Source organism: Campylobacter sp. RM12647 (genome assembly GCF_020138135.1).
Classification (GTDB): domain Bacteria; phylum Campylobacterota; class Campylobacteria; order Campylobacterales; family Campylobacteraceae; genus Campylobacter_E.
This window is the reverse complement of the sequence record NZ_JACGAS010000010.1, coordinates 1-18,970: the sequence shown is the minus strand read 5'-3', so window position 1 is coordinate 18,970 and position 18,970 is coordinate 1. Positions and strand designations below refer to the sequence as shown.

Genomic DNA, 18,970 nt, shown 5'->3' with positions numbered 1-18,970 from the left:
ATATTCTCCTTATAAAGCCAATAACGCAGTTATGATTAAATTCGCACCCGCAACAGGTAATAATATCAAATAGCTCATTCTCATAACTTGATCAGCCCTTAAATGTGGGAAAGTCCCCCTAGCCCAAAAATACCAAGAAAATACAAAGCATATTTTTAAAATCATAGCAATAGCGCCTGGTATGAAATAAAAATCGTTATATCCACCTAAAAATAATAAAGTAATCAAAATTGAGCCTAAAATCATACTAGCATATTCACCTATAAAAAACATTCCCCAGCGAAGACCACTATATTCAGTGCCATAACCTGCAACTAATTCAGGGTCGTTTTCTGCTAGACATAAAGGAGTTCTGTTTGTTTCAATAAAAATTGCTATTGTAAATAAAACAAATGCAATTGGTTGTTTAAATACTAACCAAGATAAAATTCCACCTTCTTGATAAGCGTTAATATCAACTAAGCTCATAGAACCAGTTAATAAAACAACAGCTAATAAGCAAAGACCACTAACGCCTTCATAAGATATGATAGTAACAAGCCCCCTAGCACCACCTATTAAAGGATATTTACTAGAACTTGACATACCACCTAAAAATATAGCATAAGCACAAAGTGATGAGCATCCAGCAATGTATAAAACCGCTATATTTACATCAGCAATAATTGGTTTTATCGTATGCCCAAATAATGTAAATTCAGGAAAAATCGGCACAGCAGCAAAAGCCATAAAAGCACAAATTGCTGATACTAAAGGAGCTACTTTAAATACTTTACTATTTGTCATATATGGGATTAAATCTTCTTTTGTAAATAATTTAATCATATCAGGCACGATTTGTAAAACACCAGCAGGTCCTACCATATCAGGCCCAAGTCTTCTATGAACATAACCTAAAACCTTTCTTTCTAAATAAGTTGCAAATCCAGCTAATGAAGCAAAAATTGCAATTACTAAAAGACATTTAATCAGCGTAACGATTATAAAAAACATAGTCTCACTCATAGCTAATTTCCTTTATATTTAACGCATAGTAGCGTCTTGTTTTAAAGAATTTATAAGGATTAATCTTATCATCAAAAGTAGGTAAATAAGCACCATTTTCAATATTCTTATCTAAAACTACTTTTATAATAATTTCATCTTTATCATCATAAATCTTAACCATAGAATTTTCTTTTAAATTATGTTTAGCTAGATAATCTTTACTTGCGTAAAGTGAAGCACATTCGTTAAAAAAGCTTGATTTATTAGTATATTTTGATAGATTTCCAATTGGGTTTGCAAGTATTACAATATCATCTTTTTTACATTCGCAAGTTGATTTTATATTTTGTGGAATTTGATTATCTTGTTTTAAATTCTTTACAAACTCACAAGTATCAATTAAATACCCACGATGATTATTTCCTGCATTATCATAATGATTTGTCAAATCATCAAAAGCAATATTTAAAAAGCCTTTATCTTTAGGTAATTGCTCTGTATATTCAATCGTATAAAGTGCATCTAATCCAAGAGCATTTGCTAAATCATTTAAATAATATCCTTTAAATTTAAGTGCAGCATTCGTAGGAACAAGCCTTTTATCATAATTTACAAATGTTCCTTCTTGCTCAAGTAGATTTGAACTAGCAAGATTATTATGCTCATCATTTGAAAATGAGAAATCTCCACGCTCATTATATCCTAGAGTAAAACCATCACTAGCTTTACTTAATTTACACAATAAACTTACACCTAAAGTATTAGTGCGTGGTGGGATTAACATAACTTTAAAATCAGTTAATTTTTGAATATTTGCAAGTAAATACGCTAAATATTTTGCATTTTCATGGTAAAAATAATCATTTCCGATAATTAAAGTAAAATTAGCTTTTTTAAGTAATAAATCTTTTAATTTATCTTCATCAAATCCTAATTCTTTAGCTAGGCTTGATTTTTTGATTGTTTCTTGCTTTTTCTCTTTAATCTCATTGCCTTCAGCATCTTTACTTTTAACTTCTACTTCAATTTGTTCTTCATAAAAAGCGTCTTTGATATATGCTAAATCCTGCGGCAAGTCTTTTGCAAAATATTGTAAAATAAATTCTAAAACTTGAGCTTCTTTACCATAATCACAATTTACACTTACGAAATTCTTAGCAATTTTTGAAAATTTTGTATCTTTAATAGGATGAAAATAAAGCCCAGCACCCTTATTCATAACAATTGCATTATTTACCTTATAAGATAAAGTAGGATTATCGTGTCTTAAAAAACTTCCTGCAATTACGATAAAATCAGATTTTTTAACATCATCACTACTTGCATTATAAAAACTACCTGAATGAGCGCAAAAAGTCTTTAAGAAATCTTGAAAACATAAAGCTTCATTATTTACTAAATTAAAGCCATATTTTTGTCTAAGTAATTCTAAAATATATGCTTCTTCATTTGTTATATAGCTGTTAAATTTCACATTTTTAATTTTATTATCTTTAAACAACGATACTAAGCGATTAAACTCTACTTCATCTTTACCTTTACAATCACTTGCTATATCATAAGCAAATCTTGCAGCCTTATTTAAAGTAGTAAAATGAAAATCATTTGAAACTCTATAAACCATCTTAGTATTATCTTTAATACTTTTTTGTTTAACATCATAATACATAAGCTCACAATCACTACTATGTGGATTACTAGCAGGTATGCGAGTAAGTTCCCAAGCATTTGAGCGATATTGAAAATTCTTATTAATAATTGCACCAGTCGGACAAACACTAACACACTCAGCACATTCTTGACAATCTAAAGTTGTTCCATTTTGTGGAGCTATTAGTGATTTTTGAAATTTTGTCCAAACTGCATAAGCATCTTTACTCATAGTATCTTTAAAATCTTTATCAGGTGCATCTCCACCACGAGCTATAGTTTTTAACTCACTATCTCCGATTTTGTCCTTACATACGGTAATACATCTTTCACAAACTATACAAAGACTTGGGTCATATTGTAAAGCACCCCAATCTTGATGTCTTCTATCTATTTCTTTTATCCAATGATTTTGAGTATCTACTTGTGCTTTATGCGTGAAATTCTGTAATTCACATTCTCCACTTTTATCACAAACTCCGCATTGTAATGGGTGATTTATGCAATAAGTTTGCATAATAGCATTTCTTTCGTCCCATAATTCTTTAGTATTGCTTAATACTTGCATTCCATCTTTTACTTTAGTATTACAAGCGTATGAGCGTTTGCCATCAATTTCAACCATACACATTCTGCAAGCTAAAGTTGGACTGCAATCATTTAAATAGCAAATTGCAGGTATGAAAATATCATTAGCACGAGCAACTTGTAAAACATAATCGCCATCATTAGCTAAGCATTCTTTACCATTAATGTTAATTTTCATTGCTTACTCCTTTAACCACACAAGGACTAAACGCATAAGCATTATCTTTTTTACTTAATGCAAATAATCCTTTTAAACTATTATCAATTTTTACTTTCTTTTTTAATGTTTTAGTTTTTGTTTTAATTTCTACTAAATCAAATTCTTTAATTTTTGCAAGATTTGCAAAAGCTGGACTTACTATAAAATCATCATTATCTAAACATTCATATAAAATAAGCCCATTATTATCATCTAATTCAACCAACTCAACATCTTTTAATTCATAATCAAACATAAGTTTTAAATCAAAATGTTTAGCCAATTTACTTGCAAAATAATATATATTTTTGTCTTTATGATAAAGCAAATTACTATCTAATAAAATTAAATCAGCACTCTTTAAAAATTCTAAAATCTCACTAGCTTCTTCTTCTCCAAAACAACTCTCAGCACTAAGTTCGCCTATATCAAATTCGCTTAAATTAAGCATAGTGCAAAACAATGCTAAAACATAGCTTTCGGTTCCTAGTTCGCATTTATAAAATTTTTGTTTTAATCTCTCATCGTAAAAACTACCGATATTTACTATTTTATCTTGGCTAAAATGACTTAAGACTTCTTTACTTGCATAATTTAAGAAGCTTAATATTTTCATTTTGCCTCCTTTTTAATAACTATAGTCCAATCACTTTGATTAAACTTAAGTGAGTTCATCATCTTACAATTATTATTAGCTACAAATTCATAAGATTTATCAATATTAGAAAAATCTCCGATTTCAAATAAAACAACCAAAACTTCATTAGCTTTAGCATTATCAATATGAGTTTTTAAATCAGCAAATAAATCTTTACTTTTTCTAAGGTCAATTCTTCTCATCTATCAATCTCCCCTAAAACAATATTTGTTGAACCCATAATAGCCACAACATCAGCCACATAAGTTCCAACCAAAAGCTCTTCATAAAACGAACAATGCCAAAAACTAGGAGTTCTAGCTTTAAGACGATAAGGTCTAGTTGAACCATCACTTTTAATAAAATATCCAAGCTCTCCTTTAGGACTTTCTGTTGGCACATATACATCTCCAACAGGTGGGCGAAGACCTTGAGTAACTAATACGAAATGCTGCATTAAAGAATAATTTTGAGTCATAATTTGTTCTTTACTTGCACTTACAAATTCTTTATTGTTGCAAATTAATTCAGGAGAACTCTCTCTATACATAGGCACTAATTGTCTAAGTATTTTTACACTCTCACGAAACTCTTGCATATAGCATTTATATCTTGCGTAAGTATCTCCTTGGTTTGCAACCGGAACACCAAATTGAACTTCATTATAAAGTAAATATGGCTCTTCTTTTCTAATATCCCATTCAATTCCACTTCCACGAAGCATTACGCCACTACAACCCCAGCTTAATGCTTGTTCTTTTGTAACAACCCCAACGCCTTCTGTTCTAAGACGCCAAATTCTATTATCATCAAGTAAGGTTTCATAATCTTTTACATCGTTTAAGAATTTATCACAAAATGCTAATAATTCTTGAGTAAAATTGGCAGGTAAATCAAGCATTGCACCACCTATTCTCATAGATGAATGTGTAAGTCTTGCACCACAATATTTTTCTATTAAATCCATAACATATTCACGCTCTCTAAAGCAATATAAAAATACAGTCATTGCTCCAATATCAAGTGCGTGAGTTGCAAGCCATAATAAATGACTAGCAAGTCTATTTAATTCTAATAACATCATTCTAATGATTTGAGCTCTTCTAGGAATTTCTAAACCACAAAGCTTCTCAACAGCTGCTACATAAGCATAGTTATTTGCACTTGCTGCTACATAATCCATTCTATCAGTAGTTGGAATAAATTCTTGATAAATCATATTTTCAGCCATTTTTTCCATACCACGATGCATATAACCAATCATTGGAGTGCATTTAACTACTTTTTCCCCATCAAGCTCTAACACTAATCTTAAGTTTCCGTGTGAGCTTGGGTGCTGAGGACCAAGATTTATAATCATTCTGCCATCTTCTTTACTAAAGGCTACATTTTCATAATAAGGTTTTAACTTTGATGGTATTTGCATTATCTTCTTCCTTCTATGAATTTTGAATCAGCACGCTTAACTTTCTTAACAAACATTACGCCTTCATCTTCTTGATATTCTTGTTTATAAGCAATACTAATAGGCTCAGCTCCTTTTGGAACTTCATGATAAATTCTAGAAAAATTATTTGTATCATTACAATCAACTCTTCCTGAATCACGATTTTCAGGCCCTACAACTTCACGATATTCCTTACCAAAAATTCTATCTATTTCATACCATTTGGCAAATTCATCTCCTTCTAAAGGATAAGATTTTTTAAGTGGATAATCAAACCAATCATCAGGCATTAATAGTCTTTTTAAATTAGGGTGATTAATAAAATTTACACCTAACATATCATAAGCTTCTCTTTCAGACCAATTTAAACCCTTAAATACACAAACTCCACTTTCAATAGCTTCATCTGCCTTACAGGTTGTAACTATTCTAAGCCTTTGTTTTTTATTCATATTTAATAAAAGATATTGAACTTCATAAGAATTATCTTTAGCCAAATAATCAGAACAAATCAATTCAGTAAAAGTTGTAAAACCTAAATCTTTAGCCTTTCTTAAAGCCTTTAAATTATCTTCTTTATTGATTATAAAAACTGCAATATCAAGCTCAATAAAAGAATTTAAAACAGAAAAATTATTATTAAACTCATCAAATAAATATTCAAATTCACTACCTTTTATATCAATTTTAGTAGTTTGTGGTGCGTGATAAAATCTATCTTTGTAGTAGTCTTGCTTTTGCGCATTAATCTTGTCTTTATATTCTCTCATTACACCAACCTTTTTGCTGCTATTTTTTTAGATATTTTTTCTTTTCTAATTTTCTTTTGAAGTATCATTAAAGCAAACTGAAAACTTTCAGGGCGTGGAGCACAACCAGGAACATAAATATCAACAGGAACTATCCTATCAACACCTTGAACCGTTGAATAAGTATTAAACATACCACCAGTGTTTGCGCAACTACCAACAGATATAACCCACTTTGGATCAGGCATCATATCGTATAATCTTCTTGTAAATTCTGCATGTTTTTTACTAAGAGTTCCAGCTACAAGCATTACATCGCTATGTCTTGGACTTGCTCTAAAAATAGTTCCAAATCTATCAAAATCATACCTTGAACCACCACCAGCCATCATCTCAATAGCACAACAAGCAAGACCATAAGAAAATGCCCATAAAGAGTTACTTTGACCCCAACCAACTAACTTATCTACCGAAGTTAAAGCTATTGGCATTCCATTTGTGTTTAATTGATGCTCTGCCATTGTAACGCTCCTTTTTTATACGCATAGATAAAACCAACTAAAAGTAAAACAAAAAAACAAACCATTTCAATCAATGCAAAAAGTCCTAATTGCTTATACATTAAAGCCCAAGGATACATAAAAACAACTTCTATATCAAACAAGATAAAAATTAAAGCAAAAATAAAAAATTGTGAATTTATTTTAACTGCTTGTTTTTGCGGTAAAGGTCCGCACTCATAAGGTCCTAAGCCTAATTTTTTTCTATTTTTTCTAGCTAAAGAATTTCCTATTGTTTTTGCTAAAAAAACTAGTCCAAAAAATAAGCCTGTAGCAATAACTAACATTGCTAAAATGCCGAAATACTGAATATCCACATCTGAACTAGACATTTTAATTCCTTTCAAAATTTTTTTGGATTTACTAAAAAATAATTCGTAAATGATAGTGAAAAAAACTTAATTATTTCTTGTTCTCAATTAAGGTTAAAAGTATTAAAACTTTTTTAAGAAAAATATTATATAATCACGACTTTTTAATAAATTTTTTGAAAGGATGAAACGTGCCTACCATAAATCAATTGGTTAGAAAAGAACGCAAAAAAGTGATTGTTAAATCAAAATCACCAGCGTTAAAAGATTGCCCACAAAGACGTGGCGTTTGTACAAGAGTTTATACTACAACTCCTAAAAAACCTAACTCAGCGTTAAGAAAAGTTGCAAAAGTTAGATTAACAACAGGATTTGAAGTTATTAGTTATATTGGTGGTGAAGGACACAACCTACAAGAACACAGCATCGTTTTAGTGCGTGGCGGAAGGGTTAAAGACTTACCAGGTGTTAAGTATCACATCGTTCGTGGTGCTTTAGATACTGCAGGTGTTGCAAAGAGAACAGTTTCAAGATCAAAATATGGAACAAAAAGACCAAAGCCAGGTCAAGCAGCAGCTCCTACAAAAGGCAAAAAATAAAAACGAGTTTCACAGATTTGCAGCTTAGATATGCGGCATAATTTGAGTAAATTATAATTTAAAGTTGAAGAGGAAAAAATGAGAAGAAGAAGAGCACAAGTTAGAGAAGTTCTAGCTGATCCTATTTATGGTAGTAAAGTAATTACAAAATTTATTAATTCATTAATGTATGATGGTAAAAAATCTGTTGCTACTGAAATTTTATATGGTGCGATTGATTTAATATCGTCTAAAAATAGCGAAGTTAAAGGTATAGATGTATTTAATGATGCTATTGAAAATGTAAAACCTGTTTTAGAAATTAAAGCACGCCGTGTTGGTGGTGCAACTTATCAAGTTCCTGTTGAAGTTCGCCCTGTTCGCCAACAAGCACTAGCAATTCGCTGGATTATTCTAAACGCTAGAAAAAGAAGCGGAAGAACAATGATTGAAAAATTAGCAGGTGAGTTAATGGATGCAGCAAATAGCAAAGGTGCAGCATTCAAGAAAAAAGAAGATACTTACAAAATGGCAGAAGCGAACAAAGCATTTGCACATTATAGATGGTAAAAAGGAGTTAAAATGGCAAGACAAACTCCTTTATCTCGTGTTAGAAATATTGGTATTGCTGCGCACATTGACGCAGGAAAAACTACAACATCAGAAAGAATTTTATTCTTTACTGGTATGAGTCATAAAATTGGTGAAACTCACGAAGGTACAGCTACAATGGACTGGATGGAGCAAGAAAAAGAGCGTGGTATTACAATTACTTCAGCTGCTACAACTTGCTTTTGGAAAGACCACCAAATCAACCTAATTGACACCCCAGGCCACGTTGACTTTACTATTGAAGTTGAGCGTTCAATGAGGGTTTTAGATGGTGCTGTATCAGTATTTTGCTCTGTTGGTGGAGTTCAACCACAAAGTGAAACCGTATGGAGACAAGCAAATAAATATCATGTTCCAAGAATAGTATTCGTAAATAAAATGGATAGGGTTGGAGCAAATTTTTATAATGTTGAAGCACAAATTAAAAATCGTTTAAAAGCTAATCCAGTTCCAATTCAAATTCCAATTGGTGCTGAAGACACATTCCGTGGTGTAGTTGATTTAGTAAAAATGGTTGCTTATGTTTGGGATGATGATAAAAAACCAACAGATTATACAGAAATTGAAATTCCAGCTGACTTAAAAGAAAAAGCTGAAGAATATAGAACAAAATTAGTAGAAGCAGTTGCTGAAACTAGTGAAGAACTAATGGATAAATACCTAGGTGGAGAAGAATTAACAAACGATGAAATCTACAAAGGTATCAAAAAAGGTTGCCTTGATTTATCAATTATTCCTATGTGCTGTGGAACTGCATTCAAAAACAAAGGTGTTCAACCACTACTAGATGCTGTTGTAAAATATTTACCAGCTCCTGATGAAGTTGCAGATATTCGTGGTCAATATGAAGACGGCACAGAAACAAGTGTTAAATCAACTGATGATGGCGAATTTGCAGGATTAGCATTCAAAATTATGACTGACCCATTCGTTGGACAACTTACTTTCGTTCGTGTTTATCGTGGAAAACTTGAAAGTGGTAGTTATGCTTACAATGCAACAAAAGATAAAAAAGAAAGAATTGGTCGTTTATTAAAAATGCACTCAAACAAGCGTGAGGAAATTAAAGAACTTTATGCTGGAGAAATTGGTGCTATCGTAGGTCTAAAAGATACACTAACAGGTGATACTTTAGCAAGTGAAAAAGATAAAGTAATTTTAGAAAAAATGGATTTCCCTGATCCTGTTATTAGTGTTGCAGTTGAGCCAAAAACTAAAGCTGACCAAGAAAAAATGGGTATCGCACTTAATAAACTTGCACAAGAAGACCCAAGCTTTAGAGTTTCAACTGATGAAGAAAGCGGACAAACTATTATTTCAGGTATGGGTGAATTACACCTTGAAATTATCGTAGATAGAATGCTTAGAGAATTTAAAGTTGATGCTGAAGTAGGTAAGCCACAAGTTGCTTATCGTGAAACAATCCGCCAAAGTGTTGAGCAAGAATATAAATATGCAAAACAATCTGGTGGTCGTGGTCAATATGGACATGTATTCTTACGCCTTGAGCCACTTGAGCCAGGTAAAGGATACGAATTCGTTAATGATATTAAAGGTGGGGTTGTTCCAAAAGAATATATTCCTGCAGTTGATAAAGGTATTCAAGAAGCATTACAAAATGGTGTTTTAGCTGGATATCCTGTAGAAGACGTAAAAGTTACACTATTTGATGGAAGTTATCACGAAGTTGACTCAAGCGAAATGGCATTTAAATTAGCTGCTTCAATGGGCTTTAAAGAAGGTGCTAGAAAAGCTGGTGCTGTAATACTTGAACCTATTATGAAAGTTGAAGTTGAAACACCTGAAGATTATATGGGTGATGTAATTGGAGATTTAAATAAACGCCGTGGTCAAGTAAATAGTATGGATGAGCGTGGTGGAAATAAAATCATCGCAGCATTCTGCCCACTTGCTGAAATGTTTGGATATTCAACTGACTTAAGAAGCCAAACACAAGGTCGTGCTACATATTCAATGGAATTTGACCACTATAGTGAAGTTCCAAGAAATGTTTCTGAAGAAATCATCAAAAAAAGAAATATGTAATATCTAAACTAGGGATTAAAATCCCTAGTTCTTCAAAAAATAATAATCAAATCTTTTAGTCCTCATAGCTCAGCTGGATAGAGCGTAGAATTCCTAATTCTAAGGCCACAGGTTCAAATCCTGTTGGGGACACCACTTAATATTGATTTTAAAATATATATTTAAGCTTCTAAAGTATTTTTTATAATTATTTTATATTTTATCTTTACTTATAAAAACATATAATAAGACTTAAAATATTTAAAAAATTACTAAGAAACAATCATAAATAAATAGCGAGTGATAAAGCATAAAACCTAAAAGGCACAAAGAAAGCGTTTCTACTATATTTATGTGAGATATAACCAATCTAATAATTTAACTAAATGTATAAGTGATTTTGCATTCTCTTTATTAATTACTATTAAAAAATACTCTTAATATTTTAAAATATTAATTCTAATATATTTAATCGTATTTAAGCACTAATTTTAAGCTTAATATATTGATTTGTATACTAAAATTGCAAATGCCAATGCAGTATAATTTATGTATTTGAATTCTAAAATGTTTAAATATATTATTTCCAATTAACTAAACTAGCAATTATCAAAAATCTTAAATATTCACGGATAAGACTATGATTATTAAATGTAACCAATATAGAGAAAATAATATTGTAATTATTAGCATATAAATTATAGCTTTATACCATAAGTTTAAATAAATATAAGAGCAGTTGCAATACTTGAAATAAAAAAAGCTTTTATTACAAATAAAAAACATATATTATAAATTAAATACTACAAACCTTATCTTTATTTTATAAATACTATCGCTATACTTTTCTAATTTATAACATATACTTAAAATAATCATCTATATATTATTTATAAATAATTTAAAATAATACTTTTAAAATTTTATAAAATAATATATAAAAAATATATATTTGTTTAAATTAATAGTATGAAAAACTATATTAATTTATTTTAATAAAATTAATAATTTAGGTAATTAATTAATAAATATTATTAAAAGATAATATATTTTATTTAATTATTAATATTAGTTAGTATAATTCAGTTTTAATTTATTTTTAAGGAGATTTTATGACTTTTACAAAACCTAGCGATAGGCGTTTGACTTTATCTTTTTGGATTGGAATTCTAGCTGGTATATTCGGTGCTATTGTTAAATGGGGCTGGGAAGTGCCATTTCCACCAAGAAATCCTAATTTTGTTTGGCCTCTTGATGCATTAGAAAGAACCACTCCACCTAAAATATTTTTAGAACAAATTGGTATGCCTACTGATTTTACTTATATGTTTTCAGGTATGGATATGCCTTTATCAATTTTCATTGTTCATGTTGGATTTTCAATCGTATTTGGTGTTATGTATTGTATGATTGCAGAAATTTGGCCTCGTATTAAAATGTGGCAAGGTGCTGTATTTGGATTCTTCGTATATTTATTCGCGCATGTAATTGTAATGCCTTTAATAGCACAAGTTCCACCTTTATCACAAATTCCATTTGATGAACATTTATCAGAAATATTTGGACATATTGTATGGCTATGGGGAATGGAAATAGTAAGAAGAGATATAAGAAATAGAATTACAAAATCACCTGATATTGAATAAGCTTTACACACCTTTTATAGGTGTGTAAATTAATTTTTATTTGCACTAGCTTTTATAGCTTTTATAAAAGCACTTCTAACAGCTTCATCTTCTAAAACATTAACACCTTTTATACTAACTCCAGCAGGAGAACATACGCCTTCTTTAATTAATGCTGGATGATTATTAGCAATTAAACTCTCAAAACTAGCAAATAATGATTTTACCAACTCATAAGATTTATCGTTTTTAAGCCCTATACTAACTCCACCATTAGCTAAAGCTTCAGCAACTAATGCTAAAAACGCAGGGGCACAACCATTAATAGCCATAGCTAAATTGAGCTCATTTTCATTCTCACATTCTATTGCCACCCCAAAACCTTTAATAATATTTAAAGCTAAATCAAAATATTTATGAGTTTTATCTCCTACATAAGTAGTGCAAGATTTATTGTATTCAGCAGCAATATTTGGCATAATTTTTAAATAATATTCAGCTGAAATTACTTTTAAACTATCAATACTAATTCCTGCTAAAGGACTAATGATAATTTTTGCAGTTTTACCTAAAAATTTTTTACTAACTTCATCTAAATTATATGGCTTAAAGCATAAAATACAAATCTTATTAGTAATATCAAATTCTTCATAAGAAATACAATTTTTAACACCTACATTTAATTTATTTCTTACTACAAAAACCACATTAAAATTTGAATTTTCTAATCCTTTAGCAATAGCTTTCGCCATTTTGCCATTGCCAAGGATATAAATATTTTCATTCATTGCTTTAGTTCATTCATATTTTGTTGTAAGAAATTTTTAATCTTTTCTGTTGGATGATAGAATGGATATTGAGTTGGGTCTAAAATAATTTGTGCCATAGTGTTATTATCGTGGTTTAAAATCACCGGAGCTAACATATTTATAGTAGATTCTTCAACGCTTTTATTTAAAATCAAAATATTATAAATTTCAATATTTGAACTAGCTGTAACTTCAAGTAAAGCTTTGTAAGAAAGTGGCATATCAAATTCGTATTCTTTACAAATAGCATAAGGATTTAGCATAGTAAATGTAAAACCTCTACCATCAACACTCTTTAATCTCGCGAAACAATCATACATTTTTTCTAACTCTACTTTTGTAGTATCTTCAAAACCTAATATAGGAAACTTAACTTCAAATATCATTATTTCTCCTTTAAAAAAAATATCCTAAGTATATAATAAATATTTAACATTAGAACTTATAATCGCCTTTTTAAAGGAAAATAAATGAAAAAACTTAATATTTTTTTACTAATTTTAACGATATTTTTTAGCGCTTGTGCTAGCAATAAAAAAGATATGTTTGATGATTATAATTTAAGCGATAGTGCTTGGTTAGAAAAAATCATTGAAAGTGTAAAAAAGAATGATTTAGAAAAAGCAGATAGTGATTATATATCTTTGTATAGCGAGCATATAAATAGCCCACTTTTAGCAAGTGCTATGCTAATTTTATCACAAGCACACGCAAATGAGCACGAGTATTTATTAGCAAATTATTACATAGATGAATATATAAAGCTATATGGTAATAGCCAAAATTACGAATGGCTAAATTATCTTAAAATTAGAAATAATTTTTATGCTTTTTCATTGCCTAATAGAAATCAATATTTGCTTTTAGACTCAATTAAAGATGCTGATATTTTCTTATCTACTTATAAAAATTCAAAATATACGCCTTTAGTAAATAGCATTAAGACTAAATTAAATCTTACTCAAATTATGCTAGATACTGATATTAGGAATTTATATAGAAGAATGGGACATGATATAAGCGAAGAAATCTATGATAAAAAGATTAAAGATAGTGATTTAAACGATATTAAATATATAAAACCAAGACTTCCTTGGTATAGAAGATTATTTGAAAGCAGCTATGCACTTTGATTTAGGAATTTAATTCCTAAATTTTATTTAATTAAAATTCCTTAACACAAAATCATCATTAAGTCTATTAAAATCAATCGTTTTAATGCTTTGCTTTAGATTAGCAATATTTAGCACTTCTAGGAATTTTTGCAAATAATATTTATTTTTATAACCTTTTTTTCTTAAATACTCATTCATCTTAAGCACTTCATCAACACTAAGCAAATCAAAATGCCAAGTAGTTCTTATTTCAAATTCTGCTTTAAAATCTAGCAAAATATCTAAAGTCTTATCAAACTTATCAAAATAATCAAGCCCCGTAAGAGCTTTTAGTTTCTCTTTAGGGGCTTTAAAGTCAATAGCAAAATAATTTGCTAAATCATTTTCTAAAATATTTTTAATTACATTAGGATTTGAGCCATTGCTATCAATTTTAATTAAATAGCCTAAGCTTTTTGCTAATTTTATATAATCTAATAAATTAGCAGAATTAGTACATTCTCCACCACTAAAAACAACCCCATCAACCAAACCTACCCTACTTTCTAAAAAGCTTTTTAATTGATTTTTACTTACATTAGAAAAACCATTTATAATATGCTCGTTATAGCAATATTTACACCTTAAATTACAACCTGCAATCCACACTATGCAAGAGATATAATTAGGATAATCAATCACGCTAAAAGGGGTAATATCATAAATCATTTGATAACAAACATTTTCCTTTCTTTATGTTCGCCTTTTTTGCCTAGATTAAAGCTTTCTACGGGTCTGTGATAACCCATTACTCTAGTATAAACCATACATTTTGTTCTTTTTTCATTATTTTTCATTCTTTCTCCTTTAATAATTCATCACATTTAGGGCAATACTCATGCTCTCCTGCAATATATCCATGTATTGGACATACGCTAAAAACAGGCGTTATCGTAAAATATGGTAAACGATAATTATTCGCTATTTTTTGAACCAATCTTTTACAAATTTCTTTGTTTTCTAATCTTTCTTTCATATAAAGATGAAGAACGGTTCCACCCGTATAAGCACACTGCAAATCATCTTGCATATTGAGTGCAAAAAATGGATCATCAGTGTAATTTACAGGTAGTTGAGTGCTATTTGTATAATAAATCTCATCACCATTTCCTGCTTGGATAATATCTTTAAATCTTTTTTTATCTTCTTTAGCAAAACGATAGGTCGTCCCTTCTGCTGGAGTGGCTTCAAGATTATATAAATTACCTGTTTCTTCTTGAAATTGCTTAATTTTTTCTCTAATATAATTTACTAATTTAATGCAAAAATCTTTTCCTATTTCTGAACTTATATCATAAGAATCATTACTAAAATTTCTAAGCATTTCATTAGCCCCATTTATCCCTATAGTTGAAAAATGATTATTAAAACTTGGCAAATACCTTTTAGTATAAGGATAAAGCCCCCTATCATACATTTTTTGAATGAAAGCCCTTTTTAATTCAAGACTATCACGGGCTAAAACTAATAACTCATCTAAGCGTTTATAAAGACCCTTTTCATCTGCTTTATACAAATACCCCAAACGAGCTAGATTAATAGTAACTACGCCAATACTTCCTGTCATTTCAGCACTTCCAAAAAGCCCACCGCCACGCTTTAACAATTCTCTTAAATCAAGCTGAAGCCTACAACACATAGAGCGAACCGCATTTGGTTTATAAGCATTTTCATCTTCTACTTTATTGCCAAACTCATCTAATTTATATTGTGAACCTAAGAAATTTTGAAAATATGATGAGCCCATTTTTGCTGTATTTTCAAAAATCGCATCGGCTACTTCGCTATTCCAATCAAATTCTTCAGTAAGATTTATAGTAGGTATTGGAAAGGTAAAGGGCTGATGGTTTTTATCGCCTTCGCTTAAAACTTCATAAAATATCCTAACAATTCTTTGCATTTCTTCTTCAAAATCACCATAAGTTAGCTCTTCTAGTGAGTTTTTGCCACGCATTTTTGCCTTTTGTTCTAACTCATCATCTTTTATGCCCTTAAAAAAATGAATATCATTAGTGGTTGGAAATTGATTTTTTAAATCTTGTGGACAAACTATGTCTAAAGTAATATTAGTAAATGGACTTTGTCCCCAACGAGCAGGAACATTTAGGTTATAAACAAAACTTATTAAAGCCTTTTTAATCTCTAAATCACTCAATTTATCTTTAAAAACATAAGGAGCAAGATAAGTATCAAAGCTTGAAAACGCTTGAGCCCCAGCCCATTCGCTTTGTAAAATACCCAAAAAATTAGCCATTTGCCCTAAAGCTTCTTTAAAATGCCTAGGAGCTTTGCTTTCAACCCTACTTCTTACCCCATTAAATCCTTCATTTAATAATACTCTTAAACTCCAACCTGCACAATATCCACTAAGACAATCTAAATCGTGTATATGAAAATCAGCATTCCTATGTGCTAAGCCCATTTCATCACTATAGACATTATCTAGCCAATAATTTGCAATAACTTTTCCTGCAGTATTATTTATAAGTCCTGCGTGAGAATAGCCTGTGTTTGAATTAGCATTAATTCTCCAATCGCTTTTGTTTATATATTCGCTTATTGTATTTGAGCAGTTAATATAAGTGCCATATTCTAGGTCTTTTTCACGACGAAGTTTTCTAGTGTGTCTATAAAGCATAAAGTTTTTCAATACTTCAAATTCTTTTTCATTAAATAGTGTTTTTTCAATTTTGTCTTGTATTTCTTCAACGCTTACTAAGTCTTTGTTTTCACACTCTTTAATAACTAAAGATATTAAAGAATTTGAAGCTTCTTTATTGCAACTTGCATAAGCTTTTTTGATAGCATTTTCTATCTTATAAGGTTTAAAAACTTCTTTTAATCCATTTCTTTTAAGTATCATTTTGATTGTCCTTTTTATAATGAATATTTTCATTTTATTTTTAAAAGTTAAAGAAAAGTTGCTACTAAGTTAAGCCAAAATCAAACTGAAACTTTAAAGTAATTAATAATAATTTTAAAATATTTAAAACATTTATCGTATCGGACTTTGTTTGATTTTGATAAAAAGAATTTAAAATAAGAATTTTTTAAAAATTTTAATTATTTGACTATTTTAATAATAATTATTATAAATAGTCAAATATGTTACATATTGTAATGATTTTAATTAATTTTTTACTTTATCTGGGTAATTTTGACACATTGCAATAATACCACCTGATAAATTAAGAGCGATTTTTTCTTTTTGATTTAAAAACTCACATAAAAACGCACTTCTTGCTCCACTTCTACACATAATTACTAATGTTTTAGAATTATTTTTAATAATCTCATCAAAGTCTTTTTTGATAATTTCTTCATCAGCTGAATTAAAATCTATAGGATAAAGTAAAGTATCTTCTAAACTAAATTCATCAATTTCTTCTTGAGTTCTAATATCTACTATTAAATGTTTGTCAAAATCTATATCTTTTGCATTGATATTTATATTCATATTTTATCCTTTGTGTAAATTCGTAACATTTTTTATCTAATTTATTATTAAAAATTATCAAAAAAATATTTTTTTGGTTATTATGAGTGAATATTATCTAAAAAAGGAAAAAAAAATGAGCAGGTATTTTAAAAGCCTTATTTTTTGGGTTATTGTAGGATTAATCCTAGGAATTGTTGTTGGAGCCATGCCTCCTATTAAAATAGAAGCACTTGGAATAGAAAATCTAGCTATTTGGTCTAAAGTGTTTATTGATATGTTTATTAAAGCATTAAAGCTTTTAATTGGACCTATCATTTTTGTAATGATTATTCTAGGAATAGTTGGGCTAGGAGATATTAAAAAAATCGGCGGAATTGGTGTTAAGGCTGTAATTTACTTTGAAGTAGTAAGCACACTTGCTCTAATAGTGGGTATATTTATGGCAAGAATTATGCAACCAGGAGTTGGTATGAATCTTGATATCAATGCTTTAGATGCGTCAAGTGTTGATAAATATGTAAAAGCTTCTCAAGGTAGTGAAAGTAGTTTTTGGGGAGTTTTAAAAGGAGCAATTCCACAAGATTTAGTAAGCCCATTTACAGATGGAAAAACATTGCAAGTTTTATTTATAGCATTATTTACAGCATTTATTGTAATAACTTTAAAAGAACAAGATAGAGAATATATCAAAAAAGCTTTAGAAGTGTTCCAATCATTTGTATTTAAAATTCTTACTTTAATTATGTATTTTAGCCCACTTGCTACATTTGGTGCTATGGCTTATCTAATATCAAAATTTGGCTTAAGCTCACTTGTAAATATGGGATATTTATTATTTGTTATGCTTGCTGCTTGTTGTGTATTTATATTTGGAGTTTTAGGAATAATTTGTTATGTAGCTAAAGTAAATATATTTAAATTCATTAGATTTATAGCTAAAGAATTATTAATCGTATTTACAACGAGCTCAAGCGAGAGTGCATTATTACCACTTATGAAAAAATTAGAAAAAGCAGGAATTGATAAAAGCTGTGTTGGTTTAGTTTTACCTACTGGATATAGCTTTAACTTAGATTGTACAAATATTTATCTAGCTATGGCTGTAATATTTTTAGCACAAGCATTTAATATAGATATTAGCTTATGGCAAGAAATTACAATTTTACTTATATTAATGGTTACTAGTAAAGGTGCTGTTGGAGTAACAGGAAGCGGCTTTATCGTTTTAGCAGGAACTCTTAGCTCATTAGGAGATAATTTAATCCCTGTTGCAACAATCACCGTTTTATTAGGAGTTGATAAGTTTATGAGTGAGATGAGAGCGTGTGGAAACTTATGCGGTAACTCTGTTGCTTGCTTAATAGTTGCTATATGGAATAAACAAATAGATATGGAAAAATTCCGCTACGCACTAGACCACCCTAATGATTTTAAAATACAAGATTAGGAATACTTTTTGCTTTTGATATCCTGCAATATGAAAGGATATCAAATGCAAGTGTTAGAACAAGCTTTTTCTTTATTTGCTGTGCTAGTTTGCATAGCAACAATTTTTATTAAAAAAAATAATGAAAACCAAGAAAAATAAGGTTTTACCTGA

20 protein-coding genes and 1 tRNA gene are annotated in these 18,970 nt (G+C 29.5%); 7 read left to right on the top strand and 14 right to left on the bottom strand.

Translation table 11 applies throughout. The features are described 5' to 3' along the window. Positions 1–9 precede the first annotated feature (9 nt). The 8 genes from nuoH to AVBRAN12647_RS05025 are packed head-to-tail and all read right to left on the bottom strand — an operon-like array spanning position 10 to position 7,149. Entirely contained in the window at positions 10–1,005 is a 996-nt protein-coding gene (nuoH, locus tag AVBRAN12647_RS05060; protein ID WP_214117479.1) for an NADH-quinone oxidoreductase subunit NuoH, read from the bottom strand. Beyond that, a complete protein-coding gene (locus tag AVBRAN12647_RS05055; RefSeq protein ID WP_214117480.1) occupies positions 998–3,403 on the bottom strand; it encodes an NADH-quinone oxidoreductase subunit G in 2,406 nt (801 codons plus the stop codon). Before AVBRAN12647_RS05055 ends, nuoH begins: the two co-directional genes overlap by 8 nt. Then, positions 3,393–4,040, bottom strand: a complete 648-nt coding sequence (locus tag AVBRAN12647_RS05050; protein WP_214117481.1) for a hypothetical protein — start codon at positions 4,038–4,040, stop codon at positions 3,393–3,395. The genes AVBRAN12647_RS05055 and AVBRAN12647_RS05050 overlap by 11 nt, the downstream gene beginning before the upstream one ends. Beyond that, positions 4,037–4,264: an NADH-ubiquinone oxidoreductase subunit E family protein gene (locus tag AVBRAN12647_RS05045; protein WP_214117482.1), complete on the bottom strand. Its 228-nt coding sequence runs from the start codon at positions 4,262–4,264 to the stop codon at positions 4,037–4,039. The genes AVBRAN12647_RS05050 and AVBRAN12647_RS05045 overlap by 4 nt, the downstream gene beginning before the upstream one ends. Further along, complete coding sequence (gene nuoD, locus AVBRAN12647_RS05040; protein ID WP_214149680.1) at positions 4,261–5,487, bottom strand: NADH dehydrogenase (quinone) subunit D; 1,227 nt, start codon at positions 5,485–5,487, stop codon at positions 4,261–4,263. The genes AVBRAN12647_RS05045 and nuoD overlap by 4 nt, the downstream gene beginning before the upstream one ends. Continuing rightward, positions 5,487–6,278 (bottom strand): NADH-quinone oxidoreductase subunit C, encoded by a 792-nt coding sequence (locus AVBRAN12647_RS05035; RefSeq protein WP_239803316.1) that lies wholly within the window; start codon positions 6,276–6,278, stop codon positions 5,487–5,489. Before AVBRAN12647_RS05035 ends, nuoD begins: the two co-directional genes overlap by 1 nt. Continuing rightward, positions 6,278–6,778 (bottom strand): NuoB/complex I 20 kDa subunit family protein, encoded by a 501-nt coding sequence (locus AVBRAN12647_RS05030; protein WP_214117485.1) that lies wholly within the window; start codon positions 6,776–6,778, stop codon positions 6,278–6,280. Before AVBRAN12647_RS05030 ends, AVBRAN12647_RS05035 begins: the two co-directional genes overlap by 1 nt. After that, a complete protein-coding gene (locus AVBRAN12647_RS05025; protein ID WP_214117486.1) occupies positions 6,760–7,149 on the bottom strand; it encodes an NAD(P)H-quinone oxidoreductase subunit 3 in 390 nt (129 codons plus the stop codon). Before AVBRAN12647_RS05025 ends, AVBRAN12647_RS05030 begins: the two co-directional genes overlap by 19 nt. Positions 7,150–7,319: 170 nt before the next feature. On the opposite strand from AVBRAN12647_RS05025, the gene rpsL reads away from it, so the two are divergent. From rpsL to AVBRAN12647_RS05000, 5 genes are all read left to right on the top strand, one after another. Beyond that, the gene (gene rpsL, locus AVBRAN12647_RS05020; protein ID WP_214117487.1) at positions 7,320–7,727 is read left to right on the top strand and encodes a 30S ribosomal protein S12; all 408 of its coding nucleotides are present in this window, start codon (positions 7,320–7,322) and stop codon (positions 7,725–7,727) included. Between the two features lie 78 nt (positions 7,728–7,805). Next, positions 7,806–8,276 (top strand): 30S ribosomal protein S7, encoded by a 471-nt coding sequence (rpsG, locus tag AVBRAN12647_RS05015; RefSeq protein ID WP_336614787.1) that lies wholly within the window; start codon positions 7,806–7,808, stop codon positions 8,274–8,276. Between the two features lie 12 nt (positions 8,277–8,288). Further along, positions 8,289–10,364: an elongation factor G gene (gene fusA / locus AVBRAN12647_RS05010; RefSeq protein ID WP_214117489.1), complete on the top strand. Its 2,076-nt coding sequence runs from the start codon at positions 8,289–8,291 to the stop codon at positions 10,362–10,364. Between the two features lie 58 nt (positions 10,365–10,422). Further along, positions 10,423–10,499: transfer RNA gene (locus AVBRAN12647_RS05005), tRNA-Arg, on the top strand. A gap of 956 nt (positions 10,500–11,455) precedes the next feature. Further along, positions 11,456–11,989, top strand: a complete 534-nt coding sequence (locus AVBRAN12647_RS05000) for a YagU family protein (RefSeq protein WP_336607175.1) — start codon at positions 11,456–11,458, stop codon at positions 11,987–11,989. Positions 11,990–12,018: 29 nt separating this feature from the next. On the opposite strand, the gene AVBRAN12647_RS04995 is transcribed toward AVBRAN12647_RS05000, so the two are convergent. Beyond that, a complete protein-coding gene (locus AVBRAN12647_RS04995) occupies positions 12,019–12,756 on the bottom strand; it encodes a pyrroline-5-carboxylate reductase (protein ID WP_336614786.1) in 738 nt (245 codons plus the stop codon). Continuing rightward, the gene (fliW, locus tag AVBRAN12647_RS04990) at positions 12,753–13,163 is read right to left on the bottom strand and encodes a flagellar assembly protein FliW (protein WP_214117492.1); all 411 of its coding nucleotides are present in this window, start codon (positions 13,161–13,163) and stop codon (positions 12,753–12,755) included. The genes AVBRAN12647_RS04995 and fliW overlap by 4 nt, the downstream gene beginning before the upstream one ends. Positions 13,164–13,247: 84 nt before the next feature. Between fliW and bamD the strand changes: the two genes are divergently transcribed. Further along, on the top strand, positions 13,248–13,910 hold the full coding sequence (gene bamD / locus AVBRAN12647_RS04985; RefSeq protein ID WP_214117493.1) for an outer membrane protein assembly factor BamD: 663 nt from the start codon (positions 13,248–13,250) through the stop codon (positions 13,908–13,910). 27 nt (positions 13,911–13,937) lie between these two features. On the opposite strand, the gene AVBRAN12647_RS04980 is transcribed toward bamD, so the two are convergent. The 4 genes from AVBRAN12647_RS04980 to AVBRAN12647_RS04965 all read right to left on the bottom strand — a co-directional run bounded on the left by AVBRAN12647_RS04980 (position 13,938) and on the right by AVBRAN12647_RS04965 (position 17,388). After that, complete coding sequence (locus AVBRAN12647_RS04980; protein WP_336614785.1) at positions 13,938–14,600, bottom strand: anaerobic ribonucleoside-triphosphate reductase activating protein; 663 nt, start codon at positions 14,598–14,600, stop codon at positions 13,938–13,940. Then, entirely contained in the window at positions 14,597–14,728 is a 132-nt protein-coding gene (gene nrdD / locus AVBRAN12647_RS04975; RefSeq protein WP_214117495.1) for an anaerobic ribonucleoside-triphosphate reductase, read from the bottom strand. The genes AVBRAN12647_RS04980 and nrdD overlap by 4 nt, the downstream gene beginning before the upstream one ends. Beyond that, positions 14,725–16,794, bottom strand: a complete 2,070-nt coding sequence (locus AVBRAN12647_RS04970) for a ribonucleoside triphosphate reductase (protein ID WP_442862274.1) — start codon at positions 16,792–16,794, stop codon at positions 14,725–14,727. Before AVBRAN12647_RS04970 ends, nrdD begins: the two co-directional genes overlap by 4 nt. A 267-nt stretch (positions 16,795–17,061) precedes the next feature. Further along, positions 17,062–17,388: a rhodanese-like domain-containing protein gene (locus AVBRAN12647_RS04965; RefSeq protein ID WP_214117496.1), complete on the bottom strand. Its 327-nt coding sequence runs from the start codon at positions 17,386–17,388 to the stop codon at positions 17,062–17,064. A gap of 82 nt (positions 17,389–17,470) precedes the next feature. On the opposite strand from AVBRAN12647_RS04965, the gene AVBRAN12647_RS04960 reads away from it, so the two are divergent. Continuing rightward, entirely contained in the window at positions 17,471–18,817 is a 1,347-nt protein-coding gene (locus AVBRAN12647_RS04960) for a cation:dicarboxylate symporter family transporter (RefSeq protein WP_336614784.1), read from the top strand. Positions 18,818–18,970: the final 153 nt, after the last annotated feature.